This window comes from Neobacillus endophyticus (genome assembly GCF_013248975.1).
In the GTDB taxonomy this organism is placed as follows: Bacteria; Bacillota; Bacilli; order Bacillales; family Cytobacillaceae; genus Neobacillus; species Neobacillus endophyticus.
The window spans coordinates 4,654,620-4,679,352 of the sequence record NZ_JABRWH010000001.1 but is presented as its reverse complement, the minus strand read 5'-3'; the positions used below and the strand labels follow the sequence as shown (position 1 = coordinate 4,679,352).

Below are 24,733 nucleotides of genomic sequence, written 5' to 3'. Positions count from 1 at the left end.
GTAGTATTCTGTAAAACAAGAAATGAAGCAGTGAAGGCATTAAATGATGCAAGGCAAATACTATCTAAAATTGGCTTAACTCTCCACCCTGAGAAAACCAGAATTACACATATTAAATGGGGATTTGAATTTTTAGGATATAAGATTAAACAGGGAAAAGGACTTAAACTTCCTCTCCATAAAATCAAAAAGCAACCTAACATCATAAACATCTATGCAATTCCTACTGAGAAGTCAGTAAAGCGATTCATGGACACTATACGTAGCCGTACAAAACGAAGAATCCCATTAAGCTTATTTGAATTAATAGAAAGTATCAATCCTGTTATCAGAGGATGGGGTAACTACTATCGAAAAGCTCACGTTAGAAAACTCTTCAATAAACTCCAACGCTGGATTGTAAGAAGAATATGGAGCCATCGATTTAAAAGATGGCGAAACATGGGTTGGAAGAAACTTCACGAATCCAAACTCTATTCGGCTTACAAACTTGTAAACCTTACTTCATTAATTCCAGATTTAGAATCTAAAGTTGCATCTAAAAGATGACATAAAGGAAAGCGGATTACGGGAAAACTGTACGATCCGTTTGATTGAGCGGACGGAGGAAGGCTTATGCCGACCTCCTTCGACTCTACACCAATGAAGTTGGGTAATGCCGATGGAGGAAAGGCTAGCTACCAGTTATCAACCTTACTAGGGACACATTTACTACACACAGAGGTAGGTATAATGATGGAAACAAAACTATTGAGGATAACAGAAATGTGAATGGTAACTAGGAGGAGCCGTGTGCGTTAATAGCGCAAGCACGGTTCTGTGAGGGTGGTGGAGTCCAATTTATCGCAAGGTAGAAAGGCTCCCTTCTACTCGACTTCTTCAACAGAATTGTGCTCTTTCTTATGTATAGGACCATATTGTTTAATAGGGGTTTACAAGAATAGCAAAATATCCTTCGAACAACAAGCATTTGAGAGAGGCAATGATTAGTTGAACATGATACAATGAATTGAAAACTTTTTCCAAAAAATTGATGAATTGCTAATTTAAGGGGGTGTTTACATCAGTAAATGAGTTCTTAAATGAATGGAAATATGAAGCAGCTGTTACCCAAAAAGTGCTGGATGATGAGACAAGACGACTTGAATGTTCCTCGCGTATATGGTCCTATCAAAGAAGAATGGGAAGCAATTAATGCTCAGAAGAGCTGATATCGGTGATATAAAAAAGGCCGGTGAGCCGGTTTATTGTGCAAAAATTTCTCCAGGAGGTATTAAAAAATGGCATTCACATCCAAAAATATCTTTATTAATTTATCAGTAAAAGACGTGAACAAGTCCACAAATTTTTTCAAGGAGTTAGGTTTTGAGTTCAACCCTCAATTCTCCGATGAGAATACATCTTGTATGATCATCAGTGGCAACATCTTTGCTATGATAATGATTGAAGAACGTTTCAAAGGATTTAGTAAGAAGGAAATTGTGGATACTACTACTTCTGCCGAAGCAATTCTCACCTTTTCAGCTGAAAGTCGGGATCAAGTAAATGAGATAGTAAATAAGGCATTGTCTTCTGGTGGTAAACCTATTAGTGAGCCTCAAGATCATGGATTTATGTATATTTGGGGGTTTCAGGATTTAGATGGTCATTTATGGGAAGTTGCTTATATGGATGAAAGTGCAATTAATCAGGAATAAACTTTAAGGTTTAATGACGAATCAAGCTTAATATTCTAAGGGATGATGCCTTAAAAGGTATCATCTTTTTATTTATTTTTTATCAGAGATTAGAATATGTGAAGTATTGGACTTAAGTAAAAGGGGCTTGACTTGAATAAGATTTAAGCATTAATCTTCCACAATCAGGCGCATTTCTAGAGTAAGAAATGCGTTCTTCTTAATGAATTGGGCCAGATTGTTAAACAAGAAACCATATAAATAAAGGGGTTTTGAGTATAATTTTTAAAATTGGTAAAATAGAAGCGTTGTCAATTATACATACCAAGAGGGGGTTGTTTTGTATGGATACTAAAGTATCTACGAAAATGAAAATACTAAAGCCAGCTAATGAAGTTTTTGAAGCTATAGTGGATCCTGAAAAAATCGGGAATTTTTGGTTCTCGAGAAGCTCTGAAAGATGGGAACAGGGCAAGACGGTTACACTGAGATACAACGAATACAATGCTCAAGGGGACATAAAGGTATTGGAAGTAGAAGAAAATTGGCAAATCGTGTTCTCGTGGGGGGGATATAGTCAAGAAACTGTTGTTAAAATTACGCTAAAAGAGTTGGATAGTTCGACTACAATTATTGAAGTTAACGAATCAGGTTTGAAAGAAGAAGACCCTGAAATTGTAAACAAAATGATGGGACAAAAAGAAGGTTGGGTATATACGTTAACTTGTTTAAAGGGTTACTTAGAAAATGGGGTGAATACTTTAAGAGCATCATTAGTTCATTAGTTAAGCAATACTTCACCGACTAAAAGCGAAATTGGGCCTTTTAACGGGTACGTTCCTGATCCAAATAAATAAACGGACTTAGAAAAATTACGTGAAAAATCATTGCTAAGTGAGTTTGAAAGTTATAAAGGCGAGATAGAAGGAAACAAAAATACACTGATTTGGCTTCGGCGTCATGTTGAATAACAACCTGATCATACAAGAAACTGTATCTACAGCAGAGTGGAATTGCTTTATCTTCCATCAGCCTGTTCCAATCGATCGGGATGACAACCGGAATTAGCGTATACGGCAGTTTGCTTGTATCACAAATTACATCCATTATTAGCAGGCAGACAGGCAAGCTGTTAAAGGACAAATTCTGGTCTTTTGAACAGGCAGGCAAAGCCTGCGGGATGCAATCCATTCCTATTGCGATATTGCTGAATGGAAATGATAAAAAAGATTAATAAAAGGATAAAGTACTCGATTCTTTATGTTCTATTTCATTGCCCCGAAAAAAATATGAGGCAATGTGAACCGAGCTTTTTATATAATGTGGGGTTATAGGAGGTTTAAAGTGAAACAAAATAACAAAGCACTTATTCTAATTGGACTCATGATTGGAGTTATTTTCTCGGAACTTGATGAAACAGCAGTTTCCACTGCGATGCCTACCATTATTCGTGATTTGGGTGGATTGGTGCTGTATGGATGGGTTGGCGGTGTCTATATGTTGGCCATGACATCGTTCATGGCGATTCTTGGTAAGCTTGCGGATTTGTACGGGCGCAAGCGAATTTACTTAGTTAGTATGGGCTTGTTTATCGCTGGTTCAATTGTCAGTGGGTCAGCTCATTCGATGGAAATGCTACTTGTCGGCCGTGGAATTCAAGGGATTGGCGCAGGTGGTCTTATGCCACTGGCAATGGTCATCTTTGGTGAATCGTTCCCAGTTGAACAGAGGGCGAAAATACAAGGCGTTTTCGGTGCGGTTATGTTTATTCCTCAGCTTGTTGGACCACTAATTGGAGGATATTTCGTCCAACATATTTCTTGGCATTGGATTTTCCTCGTTAATATTCCAGTAGGTGTGCTCGCGGCTGTTATACTATCGATCGGTTTGAATGAATCGAAAGCTAAAAAGGAAGTTAGCATTGACTGGGCAGGTGCATTTCTACTTGTATCGTCGTTAATCTGTTTACTACTAACACCGGTTCTACACCAGACGGAAGGCTATGCTTTGAGCAGTACAAAAATGATCATCCTTTATATACTTGGAACAGCTCTTCTTTCAATATTTGTATGGGTTGAATCAAAATCAAAGGAACCGATTCTACCATTACATTTATTTAAGAATCGAAATTTTGTCGTCATTTCTGCACTAGTATTCGTATTTATACTTGCCATAATGGGGTCTCTATCGTCGTTTCCATTTTTTGCTCAAAATGTACTTGGCCTTACACCAACAGAAGCTGGTTATCTAACCATACCAATAATGGTCGGAGCCGTTGGTGCTAGTGTGATAGCTGGACATTTGATGCCAAAATTCGCTTACCGAAACATATACGGGATTTTTTTCATCATTCCAATCATCGGATTTTATTTACTTTCTGGCATAGACGCACATACTTCGATTCCTACATTCATCCTGTATTTTATTATTTTAGGATTTGGGTTTGGAGCTTTGTTAAATAACTCTCTCATTGTGCAAGAGTCAGTTGAAGAAGAACATGTTGGAATTGCTCAGTCGTCCGTTAATTTATTTCAATCGATCGGTATGACAATTGGTTTTAGTCTATTCGGTTCCTTACTCGCTTCCAAAATTAGTTCAGGAATGAAATCACTGGCGAGTAATATATCGATGGAACAAGCACTTTCATTAAAAAACATAAAAGACGGAACAACCATTCCAAGAAATCTAGATCCAGTCCTTTTGGACAAAATAAAAACGATTTTCTCTCATGCATTTCAGCATTTGTACTGGGTATCATTTGTTCTCGCAATTGTTTCCTTTTTCATTTGTTGGGGATTAAAAAAAGAAGTTTTGATTGGGAAAAAGGAAGATAAAGAAAATGTAGAAGTTAAAACAGAACATTCTTAGGTCTATTTCAACAAAGGGTAAATTACGCTTAGAAAAAATAATAGAACTGTATTCTCTTTAATCTTCTGCAATCGGGCGCATTTCTAGAATAAGAAATGCGCTCTTATTAATGAATTGGGCCAGATTGTTTAATAAGGCGAATTTAAAAAAATGGACAAAACGCCGTTAAAGAATTGGTTTTATCTCCATTTATAAATGGTTTTCTTTATGAGTGGCCCAAAAAAGAACGAATTATTGCCGTACCCCTGTTAGATCCCCAATTCCCCAATGTACAGCAATGATATTATCTTGCCATTGACCCATGAAGTTCATCATATAAAAAAGCTAGGAATCGTTCCTAGCGTCCAGCTTCTCAGAAATTATTTTTTACTCCTTTCCTTTGCAAGTGATTCTCGGTCACTTGCTGTTGGTGGCTGCTCCAACCATCCATTTTTTATCATTATGTTTGCTCCGTCTTCTGCAAATTGTAAAAGTTCTAAAATTAGTCGTAAGTAATGAGCACCAATATCTCTTCTTGAATTGGTACTTATAGAAGAACCATAAAATGAAAGGGTTAATTGTGTAGACAATTGAATTTGGTACATCATATATTTATCCGAAAACGTCATAGAAGTAGAGTCTGTAATCATCGATTGCCAGGACATAGGTGAATTTAATTGATCTTCATCAAATACCGATTCAAATATTTTTATGTGTTTATTGGCAATTTCAAGTCCCCTCCTGAAATGTTGTCGAACCTCGTTTGATTGTGCTACTTGGATAAATCCCACTGTTAAAGCAGCATGTAAATGCATTTTTAGCACGTTGAAAGTAATATCGCCAATTTCGATCGCATTCAGCGGACGACGATCTCCTAACCATCCAGTTAAAAAACTTTGCTGTTTTACAAAATCGATTGATTCGGGTGGTGTAATAATAGGAGCTCGAGTAAAAAGTCCTTTTGAAAGCATTAAATCAATGGATTGATCAAAAAGCTCCATCGTTTCGGACATACAGGTTATGTAGTACTTCCGTAAGTCAGAACGAACGGAAGTACTAACAGACAAAGCATATCCAGTCATTCCTTGCAAAGTCATAATATAAATATAATTTAGGTAGAAGGGGTCTTGAAAAAGACGCGGTGCGTGAATGTTTACGTCGTCTTTTTCTGTAAGCCCACGTGGAATAGGAAAATTTTCATTTAACATGAATACGGTAATTTGTTCGATATGCTTTTTGGATACTTCAAGGGAAGTATGGTAGATCGATTTGATTTCTTGATCATCGATATGTTCGAGTGCATAACGAAAGAAACAAATCGACATTGTATCAAAAATGTATTGAGTCCAAAGGCTTGCCATTTCCGGAGCAGTTAATCGAATTGGGGTATTTGTCTCCAAGGTTCATCCTCCGATTTACGATAATAGTTAGTGTTTTTTATTGTTTTCTCAAAGAATGAAAAATATGTAAAAAGTTAGAAACTCCAACAATCACAAGATTTTACTAATAAGTGATAATGCATAGATATAAAAAAGAATATTTTTGATTTTTATTTTTTTCTAAAAAACTACTTGGTTTGAATCCGGTTGAGTAAATTCAGTTTATGATCGTGATAAATTTGTAGCGAAACGGGTAGCATTACTTCAATAACGATATTCAACAATAGGGCGCTATTTTTGAATAAAACTTAAATTTTTAAAAAGACTTTATTGTCATTTTAAAGGAGGGCTTATACGGAAAGCTGGGGTTAGCGATTATATCAGCTTAATCAGGGCTTTTTCAACCTCTTTACATTTTTTTGCATCTGTATGGCGCTTTTTGGACTTATCTTGGACTTACCCCATATTGGTATGACTAACTTTCAAAAAAAAGGAAAGGATAAGAAATAAAACATTAATTGTAGATTGGGGCTACAACAATGCTATTTCTTATCCTCTTTGTATTATTGTTAAACTTAACGGTTATTTTTATTCCAAAAAGATTATCCGGCATTGAGATGTTGAGTATTATTTTATTCTCTCATGCTCTAGAAGTACTAGCTGATTATATTTTTGACGTAATGTACAATATGTATGGATATTTTGATAAAGGCCCAGAATGGTGGAGCTTTATTTACGTTTACGGAATCTACCCAGCAATCAGCGTTTTATTTTTGAATTTCTTTCCCTACGGAAAGAGATTCATGAAAATAGTTCTTTATATAGCAGCATGGGTTTTGATTGCATTAATATTTGAAAAGGCCTTTTTATGGAGTAAAACCTTTTATTATAATAGTTGGAATATGGGGTATTCATTAGTACTTTATCCTGGTTTATATTTGGCTTTAGTACTGTCTAATAAATTCACTCGATATCTTGTCAAAAAAGTTCAACTAAAATGGTGAGCTTTTTTTGTTTTTTATTAAATAGTGAGTCCAAAATGACATAAGCCCTCCTTACTAATACTAATAAAGAGGGCTGTTCGCTATGAACACGCTGCTAAAGTATGCTTTTGCTCTTAGCGTATGCTAGGATAATGACATTTGGAGCAATGTCCTGGAGGAAAGGATAAGAAAAAGACATTTATAGTAGAGTTGAGTTTGGGACTACAACTATGCCATTTCTTATTCTTTCTATATTATTTTTCGCTTTATCTGCCATTCTTATACTAAAAAGATTATCAGGTATTAATCATCTTTAATTTGACGGATTAAACAATAACCCTGTGATTAAGCCAGGAAGGAGAAATAGAAAACCCATCCGGGCGAGGTAGGATGGGTTTTAACATCAACCAAGAATAATCTTGGTCATCCATATTATGTGTTTAAACTACAAAATTATCCATCTTATGCACCAAGCTGCAGGCATCTGAAGAACGGTATAAATATGACTTGTGTAAACCTAGGGTTTAATACAAAATTTCAATAATTTACCTTTTAGCTTTTGCATATAAACCAATTAAAATTGGTGTATCCACTTAAATTTTTTTGATTTTTCTGTTCAATACTGACAAATATTGAACATGTTTAGTCACTTTCAGTTAAGGGCAGCCAAACCTTTAACATATGGAAAGTGGCTTTTTCTTTGGTGGCAGTTTTGGATATAGCCAGAACCTAAAAAGAGCGAACAGTTAATACTGAAAACGAAATGTTGGTGAGACTCCAGCATGTAATTATACCCAATAGTAAAACATGCCGTAGGTGTCATACTAATAGCAGGAAGTACTTTTCCATCTCACAAGTTGAATAAAGTGCAAAACCACCTGTCCAGATATAGGTGGTTTTGCATTTATTTAAAACCTATGTGCTCAAGTGTTGAGCATAGGGGTTAAAAAGGAGGGGGCAATCCATGGTATACGATAATGAAATATTTACTGATTTAGAAAAAGGAAATGTATATTCAGCAAGGGATATAGCAGGATTCCTTAATTTTAAACAAAATATTACTATCTTATGTTCGGATACAGACTTTTTTAATTCTGATGATGCTAACGTGAAATTTAAGATAAGGGAAAAACTTGAAACATTCATTCATTCTAATAACATTGTTGGTTACATAAAGCCAAATGTGAAGAGCTTGATTTATATTGTTGAAAGGATTTAATAAATACTTAGCATCCTTTTGAGGTCTTACAGAAATGAAAAAAGACTATCCGTTATGGGAGGGCACTGAAAAAGTCCTCCTATGTATGTAAAAAGGTATAATACCTCGTTTTAAGCGGGGATTATACCTTTTTTGCTGTATAATTATAGTATCAATTTCAAATGGGTGGGTACTATGATACAAAATCAACAATCAATGATTTTCAGTCCATATATGGGTATTTATGATTTAGTTGTTCCGAAAGATAATCTTTTGCGTAAACTTAACGATCTGATTGATTTTTCTTTTATTTATGATGAACTTAAGGATAATTATTGCATTAATAATGGTCGAAATGCTATCGACCCTATTCGCATGTTCAAATACTTACTGTTAAAGACAATCTATGATTTGTCTGATATTGACATTGTTGATCGTTCTATATACGACATGTCTTTTAAGTATTTTCTTCATATGGCTCCGGAGGAGCCTGTTATCGAGCCAAGTTCTCTAACCAAGTTTCGAAAACTTCGTTTAAAAGATGTAAACCTTTTGGACATGCTGATCAATAAAACCGTTGAAATTGCCATCGAGAAGGAAATCATAAAAAGCAAATCCATTATCGTGGATGCCACCCATACGAAGGCACGATACAACCAAATGGCACCCAAGGAAATACTTATCGACCGTTCTAAAAAGCTGAGAAAAGCAATTTATCAGATAGATGAATCTATGAAAAATAAGTTCCCTGAAAAAAATACAACTGATGTCTTGGAAGATGAAATCGATTATTGCCAAAAACTCATTGACGTGATTGAAAAAGAAGAGAATCTTATCCAGTACCCGAAAGTAAAGGAACAGTTAAACCTTTTAAAAGAAACAGTTACTGACGATATTGAGCATTTGCAGAGTTCTAATGATACGGATGCAAAAGTAGGTCATAAAACTGCTGCTTCATCGTTTTTTGGATATAAAACTCACATTGCAATGAGTGAAGAAAGAATTATTACAGCCGCAACTGTTACAACAGGAGAAAAAAATGACGGAAAGCAATTAGAAACACTAATTGAAAAGAGTATTAAAGCGGGGGTGAAAGTGGAAACCGTTATTGGTGATGCAGCCTATTCCGAAAAAGGTAATATCGAATACACGAAAGAAAAAGAAATAAAATTAGTGGCGAAGTTAAACCCGTCAGTCACTCAAGGTTTTCGCAAAAAAGAAGACCAATTTGAGTTCAATAAAGATGCTGGAATGTACGTTTGTAAAGCTGGACATATGGCTATAAGGAAGGCACGCCAAGGTAAAAAGGGTGTAGCTGTTAATCAAGTTGACACGTATTATTTTGATGTTGATAAGTGTAAAAACTGCCCATTTAAGGATGGATGTTATAAAGAAGGAGCTAAAAGTAAAACGTATTCTGTGTCTATAAAATCTAATATACATACAGAGCAGGAGAAATTCCAGGAGACTGACTATTTTAAGGAAAAGTCGAAAGAAAGATATAAAATAGAAGCTAAAAATAGTGAATTAAAACACAGACACGGGTACAATGTTGCAGAATCCTCGGGTCTAGTCGGCATGGAATTGCAAGGTGCCATGGCGATATTTACTGTGAATTTAAAAAGAATATTGAATCTAATAGATCAAAAATAGGAAAAAAATAGTCCCGATGAATTTAAAAGACGACTTAAAATTCTCATTTGAAAAATTTAAAGTCGCCTTTTTTTGTTGTGCTTTAGAAATTTTCGAAAAACCGAAGGTTTTTCAGTGCCCTCCCGTTATGGATAGCCTTTTTTATTCAGGAAAAATTTTGGTATATATTACAAAATAATGATAATATTTCTCGTTTAGTGCAGGATAATATTTATAAAAATTGTCCTGGAGGGCTTAGTATGTTCAGCAGAGGAACCAAGATCACAACATTATTTTGGATTGCTATAGGTGGTTTGTTTTTAACGTCGATTTATTCAATACTACTTGCTATCTTAGGCATTAAATCTATGGCAATGATTAGTTATATTTACAAGCAGAATAAAAAACAGGCTCAACAAGAAAATTCAAATAATGTAAGGCGTTTGTTTAAATAACCCATCTCTTCCACCAACTTCAAAAATAAAGGAAAGGATAAGAAAAAAGAGCCTCTCTTAGACTATAGGTGCTTTACTTCAATAACGATCTTCAACAATCGGGCGCTATTCTGTAGCAAGAATTGTGCTTTTTATTTAGGTTTAGGGTCATATTGTGGAAAAAATAATTAAACACTGGGTGATTTATTATTCTTAACAAGTTATACTGTAATAAAATAATGTAATGAAATGTGGCGATTAAATGAATCAGAGAATAAACAAATACAACCAGCAAATTGGTGAGGAGTTGTCCAATTGGCAGAAAAGAAAATTCCCTTCTGATATGTATTATGTCGGAAAGTATACCATTGTCACTAGATTATCTCGTACACATACCAAAGAACTTTATAACGCCTATAAAAACTCTCACCCTAGTAATTGGACATACTTAAGCTACGAACCACCTCACGACTATGAATCGTTTGAACAGACAATACTAGAAAAAATAGAAAGCAGCACACACGTCTATTATTCCGTGTTAAATAAAGAGACAAACAAACCGATTGGAATCTTTAGTTTAATGAGGATAGATCAGGAAAATGGGGTAATCGAAGTGGGAAGTGTTAATTTTTCGGATGAATTAAGAAGAACAAGAATGTCTACCGAAGCACACTATTTATTAGCCATGTATGTATTTGAAGAACTCCAATACCGGCGCTATGAATGGAAATGTGATTCCTTTAATGCTCCTTCCGTTCAAACAGCAAAACGTTTAGGATTTCAGTATGAAGGCACCTTCAGAAATGCCGTTATCTATAAAAAACGCTCACGAAACACCAGCTGGTTTTCAATGCTAATAGAAGAATGGCCTTTACATAAACAAGCATTAACTCAATGGTTGGCCGAAGAGAACTTTGATGACAAAGGAGTCCAAGTTCAAAGATTAGAAGCATTTAAGAAATAAGAATAAAATTACTTGCATTTATTAAAGCAATCGGGCGCAAGAATTGAGCAAAAATGGACTGATACAGTCCATTTTTTGTCGTTAATCAGTTAAATGGCAGAATAATTGAACAATGATCAGAGGAAATTAAATAAAAAAGGATATTTTTATGATTGGACTAATTATTGCTGTTATTCTTTTTAATTTAATTGCATTTATATCAAACAAGAGGCTTACAAAAAATCAAATTGTTCATATATGGCTATTCACTGTTACTTTACAATTACTTGCTGATTTGTTTATTGACCAAAAATATCACGGTTACTGGTATTTCACAAAAGAAGTTGATTGGAGAGGTTTACCAACGACTACAATGCTTTTACCACCAGTAAATATATTGTTTTTGAATTGGTATCCATTTAACTCTCAATTATTAAAAAGAATTCTTTATTATATTTTATGGTTAGTATTTATGGTGATTTATGAAGAAATAGCGTTACTTCCAGAACCTTGGGGGTACTTCAATTACGGGTGGTGGAAATTGGAATACTCTATTCTTATTGACCCAATTCTGTTAATTATAATATTGAATTTTTATAGGTGGATTTGCAAAATCGAAAAAATTTAACTAACCTGAGCTTTTCATATATAAGATTTAAGCAATGATTTTCCGTAATCGGGCGCGATTCCTTAACAGAATTATGCTCTTTCTTTATGTTTAGGGCCATTTAACGGAATAAGACTCTCTATAAAATTGAATATTTGGCGTGTTTAATGAAGAAAGAATCCTTGTTGCTATAGATGGATTAAATAAGGACCCATTTTCAAAAAAAACAACCTATTGGTAGGATGAGAAGATATTATCTTTAGAGGGAAGAGGCTGGAGTTAATAGTTCCCAACCTCTAAATAAGGTCTGAATTTATACTATTTCAATCTGATTTTTTTCATCATTTATAACTTTTTTGTCTGTAAAAAATCCACATATTGAAGATACCAACAGAATGATTGTTGTAAGTAAAAAGGTTTGTTTAAAAGCATTGGTTTTGGGCAACGTTCGATGGGATCCATCAAGAATTTGTCATCGCACGAGTAGTGTTAAACGTAAATTCAATCATAAAATCAGAAACAATATATTTAGGACGTATAAATGAAGCTGGTGGTGAACTTGAATGTATGTGAACCAGCGTTTTACGCTTATTCAATTCAGTAAATATTTCATCAAATATAGGATCTCCAAGAAAATTAGGAGCCGAGTGCATTAATAGTGCAAGCACGATTCTGTGAGGGGGGAGAACAAAATCTGCCTTACGGTAGAGAGATTCTCTTCTACTCAACTAGCATAGGTGCATTTCTTCACAAAGTAGAAAAAGCTGATCTTCCAAATTAGGAAAATCAGCTTTTTTATTACCTATCGTTTGAATAAGATCAAAAAACGCAATTAAGATGGTGGAGTATTACAAGACGATGAAGGCTTTGCTTTTGTTCTTTCCGCCAGATTAGTAATGAACTCAATATCTTGTTCGGTTAATAAATCTAAAAAATGCTCACGTATTGCCATGGAAACGACAGGGCGGGCATCATCCAAAGTTGATTTTCCGAACGAAGTAATCATTACCTGGACTCCTCGTTCAGTATCTAATGGTTCCCTTATAACAAGTCCACGTTTTTCCATCCGCGTTAAATGATGGGACAACCGACTCTTGGTCCAATCGATTGAGTTTGCTAATTCTTGTTGACGTAGTTTACCTTTTCCATAAAGATCCAATCGGTCTAATATACCAAAGTCACCCTCCGATAGTCCAGTTTGCTCGAACATGTCTTTTACTACGCGTCCAAAAATGTTCTTATAAGAGTTTTTCCACATATGCCAAATTTGCATTTCTTCTTCACTTATCATTTTTTTATTCATAAATGGAGTATAACATTGTTGACGCGTCAACTACAAGGTGGTAAAGTGAGTTTAGGTTGATACATCAACCTTAGTTAAATGCATGGTTTGATAAAAAGAATTTAACTGCATCGACAAAAGTTGTTCGCAGGAAGGAGAGTTTTACAATGCATTCTAAACCTGTCGCCTTGGTTACTGGAGCTAATAAGGGAATTGGTCTTCAAATCTCAAAGGATCTTGAGGCACACGGATTCACTGTCCTTGTTGGGTTACGCAATTTTGAAAAAGGAAAAAGGCAGCAATTAGCGTTGGGGAAGATGTACGGGCCATCCAACTTGATGTTACCGATCAGTATTCTATCGAGACCTCAGCAGAATGTATCCGTAATAAGCTAGGTCGAATCGACGTACTTATCAACAACGCGGGCATATCGCATGGGGGTGAACCTGGAATGAAACTTGAAGATGTAGGTAAGTCAGGAAAAACAAGTGTTGCATCTAACGATGAGGTACGCACGGTGTTTGAGACAAACGTATTTGGTGTAATTGCTGTCACACAAGCGATGCTACCGCTTCTTCGTAAAGCTCCTGCTGCACGAATCGTCAACGTTTCGAGTGGATCAGGATCGCTAACACTCAACGCGGACCCCAACTATTCGCATCGAGAAATGTTCGGTGCAGTTTATAGCCCTTCAAAGACCTGCCCTTAACGCCATTACGCTTGCACTTGCATCAACAGGTATTGTCAATGCCGTATGTCCGGGCTTTACCGCAACTGACCTCAACAATTTGGAAGGAACAGGAACCGTTCAACAGGCAGCTCGTCATCCGGTGAGCCTTGCTCTTCTTGACGGGAGCGGTCATATAGGCATGTTTTCGAATGAGAGACGTCAACTTCCGTGGTGCTGATGGGAGTCTCTCGATGATTTTAAATAAATCATCATTAATTTTTGACATAATACTGAAGGAGTGAGTTATACAAATGGAATATAAAAAACTCGGAAAGTCAGGTTTGGATGTTTCAGAACTATGTCTTGGAAGCATGAGCTTTGGCATACCTGAACGAGGAAATACACCATGGTCACTAAATGAAGAAAATAGCAGACCGCTCATTAAAAAAGCCCTTGAATTGGGCATGAATTTTTTCAGTACCGCTAATATGTACTCTGACGGCACAAGTGAAGAAATTCTTGGGCGAGCATTAAAGGACTTCTCTCGACGTGACGAAGTTGTCATTGCTACAAAAGTATTCGTTCCGATGCGTAAAGGTCCAAATGCAATGGGGCTTTCCCGAAAAACGATAATGACGGAAGTTGATAATAGTCTAAGACGCTTGGGTACAGACTACATCGACTTGTATCAAATCCATCGATGGGATCCTAACACACCGATTGAAGAGACAATGGAGGCACTTCATGATCTAGTTAAGGCAGGCAAGGTAAGGTATATCGGAGCATCCACCATGTCAGCTTGGCAGTTCGCAAAAGCTCAACATGTGGCAGAACGCAACGGTTGGACGCGTTTCATTTCCATGGAAAATAGACTTAACTTACTTTATCGAGAGGAAGAAAGAGAAATGCTACCTTTTTGTAAAGATGATGGAGTTGGCGTTACGCCATATTTACCTTTTGCTGCAGGTAGATTAACCCGAGATTGGGATGAACAGACCTCTCGATCAGAGAATGACCAAGTAGCAAAGGACCTGTTTACCAAGACAGAAGAAGCCGATCGCAAAGTGGCGGAAAGAGTGGCAGAGGTTGCTGCGAATCGAGGTATTCCACGCGCACAAGTCGCACTTGCATGGTTATTACAAAAGGAAGAGGTAACAGCACCGATTATTGGGGTGACCAAGATAAGCCATCTCGAAGATGCAGTGTCGACGTTATCAATCAAATTGACATCTGAAGAGATTAAGAGTTTAGAAAAACTTTATGTACCACATCCAATGGTATAAATTCACAACTGCGCTTAGGGTGAACACTTAAAAGGTGTTCGCTCTTTTTTATATTATCTTTCTTAATTGGTAAGGGTTAATGTTAGCACTCTTGTAATAAAAGAACTATAAAAAGGGCTAATTTGTGAAGAAATACTTAAACAAACGGGTAGCTTTACTTCAATAACAATCTTCAACAATCGGGCGCTTATCTGAAGTAATGAAAAAAGCCCAATTAATGAAATTGAGCTTTTTAATATTGGTATTTCCGTAACTTTGCAAATGCAATTTGCTGGTGATACCACAGGAGTAACCTACTCCTATTTAGACGGAAGTTGTCAAACACCTGCAATACAGATTACCCCAGAGCTGACAACTGAATTATATAACCATTTTAATAAGATTGTGAGGATATCCGCGATGGAGCCCCATTTTACTCTACCAAAGTCCTTTCGCACGAAACAACATTTGCCCTAAAGTGGGTTCAGTTGTGGTGATTCTCCTCAGCATATCGGGCTAGGTTAGAGACTGTTTCGTATAACTCTTCTTGAGTAAATGCCATCTCTTGAGCGAGACGCTCAGCATCTGGACCATCGATATCGATTGTGTGTGTAATCTGAGTGCCATCTGGAAGAGGGTGCAACTCATGGCGAGCGATAATGGCATGTTCCGGTCCTATGGGTGTACGATCAACAAAGCTATGTCCCTCCTTGACATGGAGGATCTTAAAGGGGAGTTCTGGTCCTTCTACAGGTTGCAATTTTCCAGTAGTGCCTGTAATAAAAGGGCCATCTGGCTGATACTGAGCGAGGCCATAATCCCATCGATGCCAATTGGCGAAATCGCAATAAATTGCCCAAACACTTGAGGCTGTGGCACTGGTGCGTGCAGTTGCAGAAATAGTCCACATATACGTATGTTCCTCCTTTAGTAACAGGTATCTCATTCTATAAAAAACGATACCAATTTTATACAAAAATGGCAAACTATTTTTAAGGGAATTTCATAATTATAGAATTCTGCCTCATAAAAAGAAGAAAGGTGTGTATTTCAAAAATAAAATATACAATTTTGCAAAGCTTTAATACAGACTATTGCAAAGAAAAGTGTAAACTACATAAATGATTTGACATGTAGCATTCACGGTAAGTCTAAGCCTTAAAAGCCAGATTTAACAAGTTATCTAGATCTCAAAGAAAAGGGCCAGGTTAGCTTAAGAAGGATTTTGGAAGCTCAACGTAGAATATTTATCACATACATTTAAACCCATAACTGTTAAACTTTATAAAAGAGGTGTTGAAATGAATACTGTTAATATTTTGGCTATATCAGGCAGTTTAAGGGGACAATCATTGAATTCAACATTATTGCGTGCTGTTATTTCAATGATTCCATCACAGGAAACCGTCGTTAATTACAGTGAAATGGCACAACTTCCGCATTTTAATCCAGATTTAGATATAGATGACGCCGATACTGCTGTTGCCAATTGGCGTAGACTCCTAAAAGAAGCGAATGGTGTACTAATATGCACACCAGAATACGCTAAAGGAGTTCCAGGTTCATTAAAGAATGCACTTGATTGGGTGGTATCATCGGGGGAATTCGTAAGCAAACCAGTAGCAGTTATTAGTGCCTCCCCACACCCAGATGGAGGGTCAACTGCTAATAATTCTCTGCTGGGGACACTCGCGATGATGAGTGCATCTGTGGTTGAAGGAGGGACCTTGACAGTTCCTTTTATAAACCAAAAATTAGGTAGCAACGAAGAGATAATTGACTCGGAATTGAGGTTAAATATTGAGAATCTGTTGAATGCCTTGTTTCAAGAAATCAATAACAATGTTGTAAGTTAAGCAGAATTGTACTCAACGCTTTTAACGTCTCCTTTATTAACTAGTGGGGGGCAAGAGATTAACAACAGGTTGTCATTGTGACAGCTATTTTTCGGGTAAGGATAGAAATCTACTTAAACAAACGGGTTGCTTTACTTCAATAACGATCTTCAATAATCGGGCACGATTCTTCAACAGAATTGTGCTCTTACTTTATGTATAAGGCCATTTAATGATTATCTTTATTATGGTAAAATTTTCTTTAATTAGAAAAATAGGTTCTTAAACTTTTTAGAATGCAATAGAAAGAGGAGGTTGGCACGATATGTCGCAATCCATCATTCCTAGATCTGCTGTGAGTGGGGCAGCTTCTGGAGTTATCTTCTTGGCATTTTTCGGTACTCTGTGGGCCGGAATTGGAATTAGAGGACTACATGGTTGGGGATTTCTTTGGCTTTTGATCATATCCCTTTTGATTGGTGTTGTAATGCTTATTGGAGGAATCGTATTGATAATTAAGTCAAAAAGATTATCAAACGAGATGGGGGAAGGGGATTCCAATCGTTGGAAACGAAAGAATATGTGGTTCGGTATTAATTTTGGCTTAGAAGGCTTGTTGATTGGTGTCGCCTCTGTGATTTGTAGGTCTACTAATCACTTGGATTTGTTTGTCCCTGTCATGGCTCTAATTGTCGGTGTTCATTTCTATCCCTTAGCGCACCTTTTTCACGTCAAGATTTATTATTTTACTGGTTCACTCCTTTGTTTGCTTTCGACAATCACACTGCTCACTTTACCTGTAAGAGTTACCTGGGAGAATAATCAAATTATGGTATGGTGGATAACTGTCGGCTTTGGCTCAGCCTTGATATTGTGGGGAACCGGTGTGACAGTTTGGCAAGTAGGCTATAAATTGCTGAAAAGGGTTGGGAATGGATCCAAAGAAGCTGAGGAATCTTTCAGGTTTTAATACAGATAAAAAAATGTTCTTTTTTATTCATCGGGCGCAATACTTGAAGAGCTTGCTGCTATTGCCGGCTTTTTGTTTATTAAATTAAATTCCAGTATGGTGGAAGAAGGAAATCACAAGAATCATCTTCATTTTCACAGGGGATGTTAAAAATAAAAAGGGAAAAAATGTATGATATTACTTGTGACTTCGATTACCTTATTCAATTTAATTGCTTTGAAGATAGATAAAAGACTAACACAGAATCAAATTGCTAATATCTGGTCTTTTACTATTGCATTTCAACTATGCTTTGATTTGATTGCTGAATATAAGTTGAATGCATACTGGTATTTTAATAAGGGAGTGGATTGGATAGGAATTCTTGGTCATACTATATTAATTCCTCCTGTAAATATAATCTTTTTAAGTTTGTTTCCTTTTAAAACCTTTCTTTTTAAACAAGCCATTTATATTACTATTTGGACAGTAGGTATTTTAACTTATGAAGCGGTTACCTTACTTCCTGAACCTTTTGGGTTTTTTCATTTGGGAAAGTGGAAACTGTGGTACGATGCGTTTATTGTCCCCATATTATTACTTATCTTATTAGGATATTATAAGTGGATATGTAAGCTGGAAAAGAAACTATTAAATAGCACGTAAGAATAACAAGAAACAATTAAACCTTTCTTACTTATGTGATGAAGAGTTGATTTATGATTTTGCTATGGAGATGCCCTTTTCTTGTTTAGGCTATTGGGTGCTTGAACGAAATAGGAAGAAATGAAATTATGGAAAAGCATTGTTGTGAGGATATGGCTGATCATGCCAATTTCGAGTGTGATATATATAAGAACCCCTTTAAATGGCCCGACAAGATAATCATTTTTGATGAAAAGTATAATGACTATGGTTTAATAAATCATGATGATAGTACTTCAAGTACGGCATTTCATTTTGTTCTAGGTGTTGTTCAAAAATTAGAAATAATAGACCTCCTTGTCGAAGTAACTGGTGCTAGATTTAAACAATGGAGTTGCTGTGGAAATCCCATATCTTCTACAACAAACTGGAGTTTACTTGATTAAGCAACAAAAAAAGAATTGTTTTTGTAAGGGAAATGGTGCGAATGAAATATTGGGGTTTGTAGGAAAATAATGTGTAGGATGTGAGGTGAAGATGTGGTTTTTAATACTGACGGCTATTGTATTTAATACCGTGTTCTTGTTCATGCCAAAAAAGCTGACCGCTATTGAGATTTTCTCTACTTGTATGTTTGCAATTGTTTTGCAGGACAATGTGGACATCTATTTAGACTTGAAACTGGATTGGTACGGGTATTTTACGAAAGGTACACAGTGGCAGACGTTGATTGCCATATTTGGTATTTACCCTGCGGTAAACGCTATTTTTCTGAATTACTATCAATGCACGAGGAATGTTGCTCAGAAATTTTGGTACATAATTAGTTGCTCTGCGTTCGCTGTATTTTACGAGTGGTTAGCGGTTAAATCTGGATATTTCTATCATAACCAATGGAAACTTTGGTACTCTGCAATTGTCTATCCGTTTTTATTCCTGTTACTGTTGGTGGTTTTGAAGTTGGTTCGAAAGTTAATTCACCGTCAATACAACCGTATTTCTCGATAAGCACGTGCGGTGAACTGCTTAAATTATCGGGTGCTTATTTTCAATAAAGAAAAATAAATGATCTTCAACAATCGGGCGCGATTCTTAAAGAGAATTGTGCTCTTTCTTTATGTATAGGGCCGTTTAATGGAATAAGGATTATTGATATCTACCATGCAAGGACATATTTTATTTCATTTTCTAGGGTGAGAAATCTATAAAGTAATTTTCTTTTGTATATTTATGGAAATTTCTTATTGACAATTTCCATAAAATACCTCACTATAAGGATGAGTAAGTTACTCACTCAAACATTAAGGGAAGAGGGATGTTCGAATGAGCCAAATTAATATCCTGCAAGGAATCGTTCTGCGAAAGAGAAATCAGAGAAAGAATACCAAAGAACTTCAAATCAGCACAGATAACAGCATCGTTCAAGGCTGTTACGTTAAAATTGGCGGTATTGATCAGTGGATCACGATTCGTGGCGAGAATCGAAACAACCCCGTTTTGTTACTGATTCATGGCGGTCCGGCTTCTACCTATTCCATCTTTAGTCCGTTGTTGCGTTCATGGGAGAAGCACTTCATTGTCGTTCAGTGGGATCAGCGTGGAGCAGGAAAGACTTTTGGAAAGAACGGTAAAGACGGCAGCGGAGCCATCACTTTCGACCGTCTAGCGCAGGATGGGATAGAGGTTGCAGAATACTTGCGTGATAAACTTGGTCAAAAAGTAATTCTTATTGGAAGCTCTGCAGGTAGTCTAATTGGTATCATGATGGCAAAGCTTCGGCCAGATCTTTTTTATGCCTATGTCGGTACAGATCAGAATGCCCCAGATTCACAAAATCTTTTGTATACATTATCAGTCAACGCCCTCCGTGAGGCAGGCATTACCAGGGGTGTTCAGCTGGTTGAGAAAATGGGTTCTAATCGATCCCAATGGATTCGTGAAGATTTCGACAAGAGAAATCGACTTCTAGTTAAAACTATTAAGGATGTCCCCAATATGATTACCGACTTAATTTTGCCCTCTATGCTCTCTTCTCCGGAACATAAAATACGTGATATGATGGATATTTTTAAAGGTATGAGATATTCCCTTGAGCATCTATTTGATGAATTAATAAACTTTGATTTTAATAAATACAGTAAATTTGAGCTGCCAGTTTTTATTTTTCACGGAGATAACGATATTATCACGCCAACTGAACTGGCTAGGGCTTATTACGATGAGATTGAAGCCCCTCATAAGGAGTTTGCTCTCATCAAAAACGCTGGCCATCTTGCGTGTTTTGCCCGTCCTAATCAGTTTCTTGAGGAGTTGAACAAGAGGGTACGTCCACTGGTATCCATGTCTATCAACGAATTGTAAAAGCGAAAGTTCTCTAGATTAATGATATAATGAATCTGACATTTTTTAGATCCGGAGGTTAAAAGGGTGTCTTCATTAAACAGACAGCAGCAGCTTGATCAAATCCGTGACGAACGCAGGGAGCAAATTAAACAAGCGGCTCTTAAAATGTTTGCCCGCAGAGGATATACAGGAACAAAAACAAGCATGATTGCTAAGGAAGCAAGGATTAGTGAAGGATTAATATACCGTTATTTCAATTCTAAAGAGGAACTTTTCATAACTCTCGTCCAAGAATTGATGGAAGAAGCAAGAAGGGAACTAGAGTATGTTGAATATTTACCGGGAACTCCTTTTGAACAAATTAGAGCCTTAACGAAAAACATGCTTGATGAGAAAAATATGTATGCCTTTATGTTAATGGAACGTGCCCGCAAAGCAGATGATGTTCCCGAAAAGGTCACACAGATTTTTGAAGAAGTTTCAACAAATGTTCTGATCGTTCCAATCATTCCTATCTTCGCAAAAGGGCAGGAATTGGGTGAATTTTCGCCAGGCGAACCCCGAAGAATGTTGTCATGGTATTTTACCATCATCAACAGTCTTCTTACTCAAGAAGAGATTGATGAAGAGTATGGGTTACCAGATGTGGATGTGTTAATGCGTATTTTGACAAATTAAATTCCAAAGAAGGTTTTGGAATTTAATACCTTCGTTCTTCCATAATCGGGCGCATTTCTAGAGTAAGAAATGCGCTCTTCTTAATGAATTGGGCCATTTAGTCGAACAAGGAGATTTAGTTAGAGTATTTTTTGTAAAATTCTACCTATTTTGTTAAAATAATAAGAGTGGAGATATTGAAAGGGGATAAAGATTCGAGATGTGGAAGAGCTTGTAATGATTAGAAAGTGGATAGACTAGTTTTTACTCTCATTTAAGAGGGTTTATTTGACTATCTATAATCATTCAAGGATTGCATTTGGGCTCAAAAACCCTTGTTAGAGGATGGATGCCTATTTATGAGTCTGTCTTTTTTTGATGGGAATAATCATATCTCCTGTTGACCTGATTTATGCGTCCTTCATTTGGAGGGATATTTATGAACCAATTAAAAGAAAAAATTGCAATTATTACGGGTGTAAGCCGTCTTAAAGGTATAGGTGCAGCTATTTGTAATGAGTTAGCTGAAACAGGATATCATATATTTTTTACATATTGGACTGAATATGATAAAAAAATGCCTTGGAGCATTGATTTAAATGAGCCAATGAAATTAAAGGAAGAATTAAAAAGAAAAGGTGTTAAGGTATCATGTATGGAGTTGGATTTAACCCATTTTGAAGCACCAGATCAGCTTTTAAATAGAGTAATTGAACAACTTGGTTATCCTGATATCTTAATTAATAACGCAGCATACTCAACTAACAACGATTTTTCTAATTTAACAGCCGAAGAATTAGATAAACATTACATGGTAAATGTTCGTGCAACTACACTATTAAGTAGTAAATTCGCTCAAAGGTTTGATAAGAAATCTGGTGGAAGAATAGTCAATATTACTTCTGGGCAATTTCAAGGACCGATGCCTGCCGAATTAGCATATGCAACAACAAAGGGGGCAGTTGATGCTTTGACTATTACGCTATCAGCTGAGCTTGCCCCTTTGGGAATAACGGTAAATGCAATAAATCCAGGACCAACTGATACAGGGTGGATGACAGAGAGCATCAAAAAGGAATTAAAACCAATGTTTCCTTTCGGTAGAATAGGTTTACCGAAAGATGTTGCAAAGGCCATAAAATTTCTAGTGAGTGATGAAGCAGATTGGATTACAGGACAGATTATTCATTCAGAAGGTGGATTTAGAAGATAAAACAAAATGGGTTCTAGTTTTAGAGCCCTTTTTTGTTGTGTAAACATTGTGCACAAAGATAAAAGTTGCATCCTATAAATCTTTTGATCGAGAACACTGGATAAGGGCCATATTCTGGGGTAAGAAAGGAAATTAGACAGTATATCTTGAATTTAAAGTCATGCCATTAAAGGGGTAAGTTGAAAACAGGATTTATTGTATTATGGTTTATCGAAAGTCATATTCGGGAGGAATATTTTGATGTCAAACCATGAAAACGAAGAAATGCTAACAGGAGGAAATGTCTCTAACGTGTATCGTTCGGGAGATACTGTACGACGAGAATTAAATCCAGATAGTCCTAAAATTCATAAGCTATTAAAGCATTTGGAGAACAAAGGTTTCAATTATGCACCAAAGTTTTTAGGTATTGATGAAAAAGGACGAGAGATATTATCATTTATTGAAGGAGAAGCTGGAAATTATCCTTTAAAAGAATACATGTGGTCTGATGATGTCTTAATAGAAATAGGGAAAATACTCCGTCTTTATCATGATTCTGTGAGTGATTTTTCATTTGACGATAGCTGGGAATCGATAGATAACACCCCCAAACGATTTGAGGTACTATGCCATAATGATTTTGCAATATACAACATTATTTTTAATTATGAAAGACCACTAGGCATTATTGATTTTGATGTTGCTGGACCTGGTCCAAGACTTTGGGACATATCTTATACTCTTTATACTTGCGTCCCCTTAAGTAGATTTTATCTTTCCGAAACTGGTGAGAAAGTTTATTATAATTCATTACAGCATGCTAACCATATAAAACAAAGAGTTAAATTGTTTTTTGAATCTTACGGTGAAGGAATTGAAGACGATTATTTGGAAATGGTATTGCTACGATTAGAAGGGTTATGTAAAACAATTAAAAGAAAAGCCAGTGAAGGTGAAATTGCTTTTCAAAAGATGATAGATGAAGGGCATCTTGAACATTATCAAAAAGATATTAAATTCATTCGTGAACATGGAAAAGAGTGGATTTAAGAGTAGGTTTTTGTTGAACGAGGGCTTTTCAACAATAAGAGTGTAGCAAAAATACAATAAAACGATATTCAGCAAAACCAGCTAATAGTTGTCAACATTTTTCAATGAAAAAATTAAAATATAGATGATATACTAAAAATGGGTATGCCAAATAACCTTCCTCATCTTCAAAATTGGAAGGTTTTGCTTTGTAATGTTAAATATAGTTTTTAAGCTAATTCTTGGAAAGTGGTTTTGTTCTTTAAAAGCGCATAAATCAAGTGTAAAAGCTTATTAACACAAGCGATAAGTGCTACTCTATAGGGTTTACCCTCGTCGCGTTTTTTATCGTAAAACTCTCTTAATTTTTTATTTCGAGGAATAATTGTATCACTCGTCTTCTGTTTTCGGGCATCTCGAATTCCACAGTATACAGCCATATATAATGCCTGCCTTAACCTTCTAGATCCTCTCTTTGTTATATGATTTTTGGTTGCTGTAAATCTTCCAGAAGAGTAAACGCTAGGATCTATTCCTGCAAAGGCAACTAACTTTTTAGGGTGATTAAACCGATCTATTTCTCCTATTTCGGAAATGATTGTTGCCGCAATCTTTTCTCCGATACCAGGAATAGATTGGATAATCTTATATTCTTCAATTTCTTTAGCAAGGGTATCTATTTCTGCTTCTAGTTGTGATAGATGCTCTTGATATTGAAGAACGATGGTAATTAACATCTTTAGGTTAAAAATATGACTTTCATACAAGTTATTTTGAAATGGATTTCGTAATGCTGCTTCAATAAGCTTTTGTGCTTTTTCTTTTGCCCACTTTTCAGAACGTCTAGTACATAACGATGCAATCTTGTTGGTTAATACAGATTCGGTAGTATTTAGTACATGTTCAGAAGTAGGAAATAAGGAAAGAGTCTGTAAAGATACTTTTGAATATAAATCACCAAAGACACCTCTAAATTCAGGAAATACCTGATCTAGCACTGTTAGAAGTTGTACCTTGGTTTGTGTAGAGATACCCGTAATTATCTCTTGTTGTCTTGTAACGGGTTAACCCCCGAATTTTGGACAATATCTCTCTTATTCTTTTATTTTCTTAGTTTTTTATTTACTAGATTTCTTTCGTTATTCTTCAAAAAGGCCATGTTGCTTG

The 24,733-nt window shown here is 36.0% G+C and carries 29 protein-coding genes and 1 pseudogene; 25 read left to right on the top strand and 5 right to left on the bottom strand.

Annotation, left to right across the window (positions count from 1 at the left end; all coding sequences use genetic code 11):
• The first annotated feature begins 30 nt into the window (after positions 1 to 30).
• The 6 genes from HPT25_RS29285 to HPT25_RS22970 all read left to right on the top strand — a co-directional run bounded on the left by HPT25_RS29285 (position 31) and on the right by HPT25_RS22970 (position 4,544).
• Positions 31 to 549, top strand: coding sequence for a group II intron maturase-specific domain-containing protein (locus tag HPT25_RS29285; RefSeq protein WP_312857324.1), 519 nt, complete (start codon positions 31 to 33; stop codon positions 547 to 549).
• Positions 550 to 1,054: 505 nt separating this feature from the next.
• Positions 1,055 to 1,195 (top strand): hypothetical protein, encoded by a 141-nt coding sequence (locus HPT25_RS22990; RefSeq protein WP_173058295.1) that lies wholly within the window; start codon positions 1,055 to 1,057, stop codon positions 1,193 to 1,195.
• Between the two features lie 85 nt (positions 1,196 to 1,280).
• A complete protein-coding gene (locus HPT25_RS22985) occupies positions 1,281 to 1,697 on the top strand; it encodes a VOC family protein (protein ID WP_173069674.1) in 417 nt (138 codons plus the stop codon).
• 323 nt (positions 1,698 to 2,020) lie between these two features.
• Positions 2,021 to 2,461, top strand: coding sequence for an SRPBCC family protein (locus tag HPT25_RS22980; RefSeq protein ID WP_173069671.1), 441 nt, complete (start codon positions 2,021 to 2,023; stop codon positions 2,459 to 2,461).
• A gap of 266 nt (positions 2,462 to 2,727) precedes the next feature.
• Entirely contained in the window at positions 2,728 to 2,910 is a 183-nt protein-coding gene (locus tag HPT25_RS22975) for a hypothetical protein (RefSeq protein ID WP_173069669.1), read from the top strand.
• A gap of 110 nt (positions 2,911 to 3,020) precedes the next feature.
• A complete protein-coding gene (locus tag HPT25_RS22970; protein ID WP_312857323.1) occupies positions 3,021 to 4,544 on the top strand; it encodes an MDR family MFS transporter in 1,524 nt (507 codons plus the stop codon).
• A 359-nt stretch (positions 4,545 to 4,903) separates the two neighbouring features.
• On the opposite strand, the gene HPT25_RS22965 is transcribed toward HPT25_RS22970, so the two are convergent.
• Positions 4,904 to 5,923: a DUF3231 family protein gene (locus tag HPT25_RS22965; RefSeq protein ID WP_173069667.1), complete on the bottom strand. Its 1,020-nt coding sequence runs from the start codon at positions 5,921 to 5,923 to the stop codon at positions 4,904 to 4,906.
• Positions 5,924 to 6,468: 545 nt separating this feature from the next.
• Here HPT25_RS22965 and HPT25_RS22960 point away from each other — a divergent pair.
• The 6 genes from HPT25_RS22960 (at position 6,469) to HPT25_RS22935 (ending at position 11,720) form a co-directional block, all read left to right on the top strand.
• Positions 6,469 to 6,906, top strand: a complete 438-nt coding sequence (locus HPT25_RS22960) for a CBO0543 family protein (RefSeq protein ID WP_217269804.1) — start codon at positions 6,469 to 6,471, stop codon at positions 6,904 to 6,906.
• 943 nt (positions 6,907 to 7,849) lie between these two features.
• Entirely contained in the window at positions 7,850 to 8,104 is a 255-nt protein-coding gene (locus tag HPT25_RS22955; RefSeq protein ID WP_173069663.1) for a hypothetical protein, read from the top strand.
• 174 nt (positions 8,105 to 8,278) lie between these two features.
• Entirely contained in the window at positions 8,279 to 9,736 is a 1,458-nt protein-coding gene (locus tag HPT25_RS22950) for an IS1182 family transposase (RefSeq protein WP_173069662.1), read from the top strand.
• 239 nt (positions 9,737 to 9,975) lie between these two features.
• Positions 9,976 to 10,170 (top strand): hypothetical protein, encoded by a 195-nt coding sequence (locus tag HPT25_RS22945; RefSeq protein WP_173069660.1) that lies wholly within the window; start codon positions 9,976 to 9,978, stop codon positions 10,168 to 10,170.
• Between the two features lie 241 nt (positions 10,171 to 10,411).
• Positions 10,412 to 11,113: a GNAT family N-acetyltransferase gene (locus HPT25_RS22940; protein WP_173069658.1), complete on the top strand. Its 702-nt coding sequence runs from the start codon at positions 10,412 to 10,414 to the stop codon at positions 11,111 to 11,113.
• 148 nt (positions 11,114 to 11,261) lie between these two features.
• Positions 11,262 to 11,720 (top strand): hypothetical protein, encoded by a 459-nt coding sequence (locus HPT25_RS22935; protein WP_173069656.1) that lies wholly within the window; start codon positions 11,262 to 11,264, stop codon positions 11,718 to 11,720.
• A 440-nt stretch (positions 11,721 to 12,160) separates the two neighbouring features.
• On the opposite strand, the gene HPT25_RS28500 is transcribed toward HPT25_RS22935, so the two are convergent.
• Together HPT25_RS28500 and HPT25_RS22930 are read right to left on the bottom strand one after the other, a co-directional pair.
• A complete protein-coding gene (locus HPT25_RS28500; protein ID WP_217269739.1) occupies positions 12,161 to 12,427 on the bottom strand; it encodes an amidohydrolase family protein in 267 nt (88 codons plus the stop codon).
• Between the two features lie 104 nt (positions 12,428 to 12,531).
• Positions 12,532 to 13,002, bottom strand: coding sequence for a MarR family winged helix-turn-helix transcriptional regulator (locus tag HPT25_RS22930; RefSeq protein WP_173066621.1), 471 nt, complete (start codon positions 13,000 to 13,002; stop codon positions 12,532 to 12,534).
• Between the two features lie 146 nt (positions 13,003 to 13,148).
• Between HPT25_RS22930 and HPT25_RS29170 the strand changes: the two genes are divergently transcribed.
• The 4 genes from HPT25_RS29170 (at position 13,149) to HPT25_RS22920 (ending at position 14,934) form a co-directional block, all read left to right on the top strand.
• A complete protein-coding gene (locus HPT25_RS29170) occupies positions 13,149 to 13,376 on the top strand; it encodes an SDR family NAD(P)-dependent oxidoreductase (RefSeq protein ID WP_281368215.1) in 228 nt (75 codons plus the stop codon).
• Positions 13,283 to 13,690: an SDR family NAD(P)-dependent oxidoreductase gene (locus HPT25_RS22925; RefSeq protein WP_312857356.1), complete on the top strand. Its 408-nt coding sequence runs from the start codon at positions 13,283 to 13,285 to the stop codon at positions 13,688 to 13,690. The genes HPT25_RS29170 and HPT25_RS22925 overlap by 94 nt, the downstream gene beginning before the upstream one ends.
• Entirely contained in the window at positions 13,656 to 13,889 is a 234-nt protein-coding gene (locus tag HPT25_RS28850; RefSeq protein ID WP_246277210.1) for a Rossmann-fold NAD(P)-binding domain-containing protein, read from the top strand. The genes HPT25_RS22925 and HPT25_RS28850 overlap by 35 nt, the downstream gene beginning before the upstream one ends.
• Positions 13,890 to 13,962: 73 nt before the next feature.
• Positions 13,963 to 14,934 carry an aldo/keto reductase gene (locus HPT25_RS22920; protein ID WP_173069654.1) on the top strand — a complete coding sequence of 324 codons (972 nt, stop codon included), beginning with the start codon at positions 13,963 to 13,965 and terminating at the stop codon, positions 14,932 to 14,934.
• 463 nt (positions 14,935 to 15,397) lie between these two features.
• Here the strand turns inward: HPT25_RS22920 and HPT25_RS22915 are convergent, their stop codons facing one another.
• Positions 15,398 to 15,859, bottom strand: coding sequence for an SRPBCC family protein (locus HPT25_RS22915; RefSeq protein WP_173069652.1), 462 nt, complete (start codon positions 15,857 to 15,859; stop codon positions 15,398 to 15,400).
• Between the two features lie 355 nt (positions 15,860 to 16,214).
• Between HPT25_RS22915 and HPT25_RS22910 the strand changes: the two genes are divergently transcribed.
• From HPT25_RS22910 to HPT25_RS22870, 9 genes are all read left to right on the top strand, one after another.
• On the top strand, positions 16,215 to 16,769 hold the full coding sequence (locus HPT25_RS22910) for an NADPH-dependent FMN reductase (protein ID WP_173069650.1): 555 nt from the start codon (positions 16,215 to 16,217) through the stop codon (positions 16,767 to 16,769).
• A gap of 304 nt (positions 16,770 to 17,073) precedes the next feature.
• The gene (locus HPT25_RS22905) at positions 17,074 to 17,718 is read left to right on the top strand and encodes a DUF7010 family protein (RefSeq protein WP_173069648.1); all 645 of its coding nucleotides are present in this window, start codon (positions 17,074 to 17,076) and stop codon (positions 17,716 to 17,718) included.
• Between the two features lie 216 nt (positions 17,719 to 17,934).
• On the top strand, positions 17,935 to 18,363 hold the full coding sequence (locus HPT25_RS22900; protein ID WP_312857322.1) for a hypothetical protein: 429 nt from the start codon (positions 17,935 to 17,937) through the stop codon (positions 18,361 to 18,363).
• 101 nt (positions 18,364 to 18,464) lie between these two features.
• Entirely contained in the window at positions 18,465 to 18,788 is a 324-nt protein-coding gene (locus HPT25_RS22895; protein WP_246277267.1) for a DUF6980 family protein, read from the top strand.
• Between the two features lie 91 nt (positions 18,789 to 18,879).
• Complete coding sequence (locus HPT25_RS22890; protein ID WP_173069644.1) at positions 18,880 to 19,350, top strand: CBO0543 family protein; 471 nt, start codon at positions 18,880 to 18,882, stop codon at positions 19,348 to 19,350.
• Positions 19,351 to 19,665: 315 nt separating this feature from the next.
• A complete protein-coding gene (locus HPT25_RS22885; protein WP_173069642.1) occupies positions 19,666 to 20,703 on the top strand; it encodes an alpha/beta fold hydrolase in 1,038 nt (345 codons plus the stop codon).
• A 66-nt stretch (positions 20,704 to 20,769) separates the two neighbouring features.
• Positions 20,770 to 21,363, top strand: a complete 594-nt coding sequence (locus HPT25_RS22880; protein WP_173069640.1) for a TetR/AcrR family transcriptional regulator — start codon at positions 20,770 to 20,772, stop codon at positions 21,361 to 21,363.
• 418 nt (positions 21,364 to 21,781) lie between these two features.
• Positions 21,782 to 22,555 (top strand): SDR family oxidoreductase, encoded by a 774-nt coding sequence (locus HPT25_RS22875; RefSeq protein ID WP_173069638.1) that lies wholly within the window; start codon positions 21,782 to 21,784, stop codon positions 22,553 to 22,555.
• A gap of 240 nt (positions 22,556 to 22,795) precedes the next feature.
• A complete protein-coding gene (locus tag HPT25_RS22870; RefSeq protein ID WP_173069636.1) occupies positions 22,796 to 23,587 on the top strand; it encodes a phosphotransferase in 792 nt (263 codons plus the stop codon).
• Between the two features lie 209 nt (positions 23,588 to 23,796).
• Here the strand turns inward: HPT25_RS22870 and HPT25_RS22865 are convergent.
• A pseudogene (locus HPT25_RS22865) lies at positions 23,797 to 24,627 on the bottom strand (IS110 family RNA-guided transposase); the annotation flags it as partial.
• Between the last annotated feature and the right edge of the window lie 106 nt (positions 24,628 to 24,733).

Bases quoted from the DNA above. Each gene is read 5' to 3' on its own strand.
- HPT25_RS22985 (WP_173069674.1), top strand. From the start codon at position 1,281: ATGGCATTCACATCCAAAAATATCTTTATTAATTTATCAGTAAAAGAC.
- HPT25_RS22980 (WP_173069671.1), top strand. From the start codon at position 2,021: ATGGATACTAAAGTATCTACGAAAATGAAAATACTAAAGCCAGCTAAT.
- HPT25_RS22975 (WP_173069669.1), top strand. From the start codon at position 2,728: ATGACAACCGGAATTAGCGTATACGGCAGTTTGCTTGTATCACAAATT.
- HPT25_RS22955 (WP_173069663.1), top strand. From the start codon at position 7,850: ATGGTATACGATAATGAAATATTTACTGATTTAGAAAAAGGAAATGTA.
- HPT25_RS22950 (WP_173069662.1), top strand. From the start codon at position 8,279: ATGATACAAAATCAACAATCAATGATTTTCAGTCCATATATGGGTATT.
- HPT25_RS22945 (WP_173069660.1), top strand. From the start codon at position 9,976: ATGTTCAGCAGAGGAACCAAGATCACAACATTATTTTGGATTGCTATA.
- HPT25_RS22940 (WP_173069658.1), top strand. From the start codon at position 10,412: ATGAATCAGAGAATAAACAAATACAACCAGCAAATTGGTGAGGAGTTG.
- HPT25_RS22935 (WP_173069656.1), top strand. From the start codon at position 11,262: ATGATTGGACTAATTATTGCTGTTATTCTTTTTAATTTAATTGCATTT.
- HPT25_RS22930 (WP_173066621.1), bottom strand. From the start codon at position 13,002: ATGAATAAAAAAATGATAAGTGAAGAAGAAATGCAAATTTGGCATATG.
- HPT25_RS29170 (WP_281368215.1), top strand. From the start codon at position 13,149: ATGCATTCTAAACCTGTCGCCTTGGTTACTGGAGCTAATAAGGGAATT.
- HPT25_RS22920 (WP_173069654.1), top strand. From the start codon at position 13,963: ATGGAATATAAAAAACTCGGAAAGTCAGGTTTGGATGTTTCAGAACTA.
- HPT25_RS22915 (WP_173069652.1), bottom strand. From the start codon at position 15,859: ATGAGATACCTGTTACTAAAGGAGGAACATACGTATATGTGGACTATT.
- HPT25_RS22910 (WP_173069650.1), top strand. From the start codon at position 16,215: ATGAATACTGTTAATATTTTGGCTATATCAGGCAGTTTAAGGGGACAA.
- HPT25_RS22905 (WP_173069648.1), top strand. From the start codon at position 17,074: ATGTCGCAATCCATCATTCCTAGATCTGCTGTGAGTGGGGCAGCTTCT.
- HPT25_RS22890 (WP_173069644.1), top strand. From the start codon at position 18,880: ATGTGGTTTTTAATACTGACGGCTATTGTATTTAATACCGTGTTCTTG.
- HPT25_RS22885 (WP_173069642.1), top strand. From the start codon at position 19,666: ATGAGCCAAATTAATATCCTGCAAGGAATCGTTCTGCGAAAGAGAAAT.
- HPT25_RS22875 (WP_173069638.1), top strand. From the start codon at position 21,782: ATGAACCAATTAAAAGAAAAAATTGCAATTATTACGGGTGTAAGCCGT.
- HPT25_RS22870 (WP_173069636.1), top strand. From the start codon at position 22,796: ATGTCAAACCATGAAAACGAAGAAATGCTAACAGGAGGAAATGTCTCT.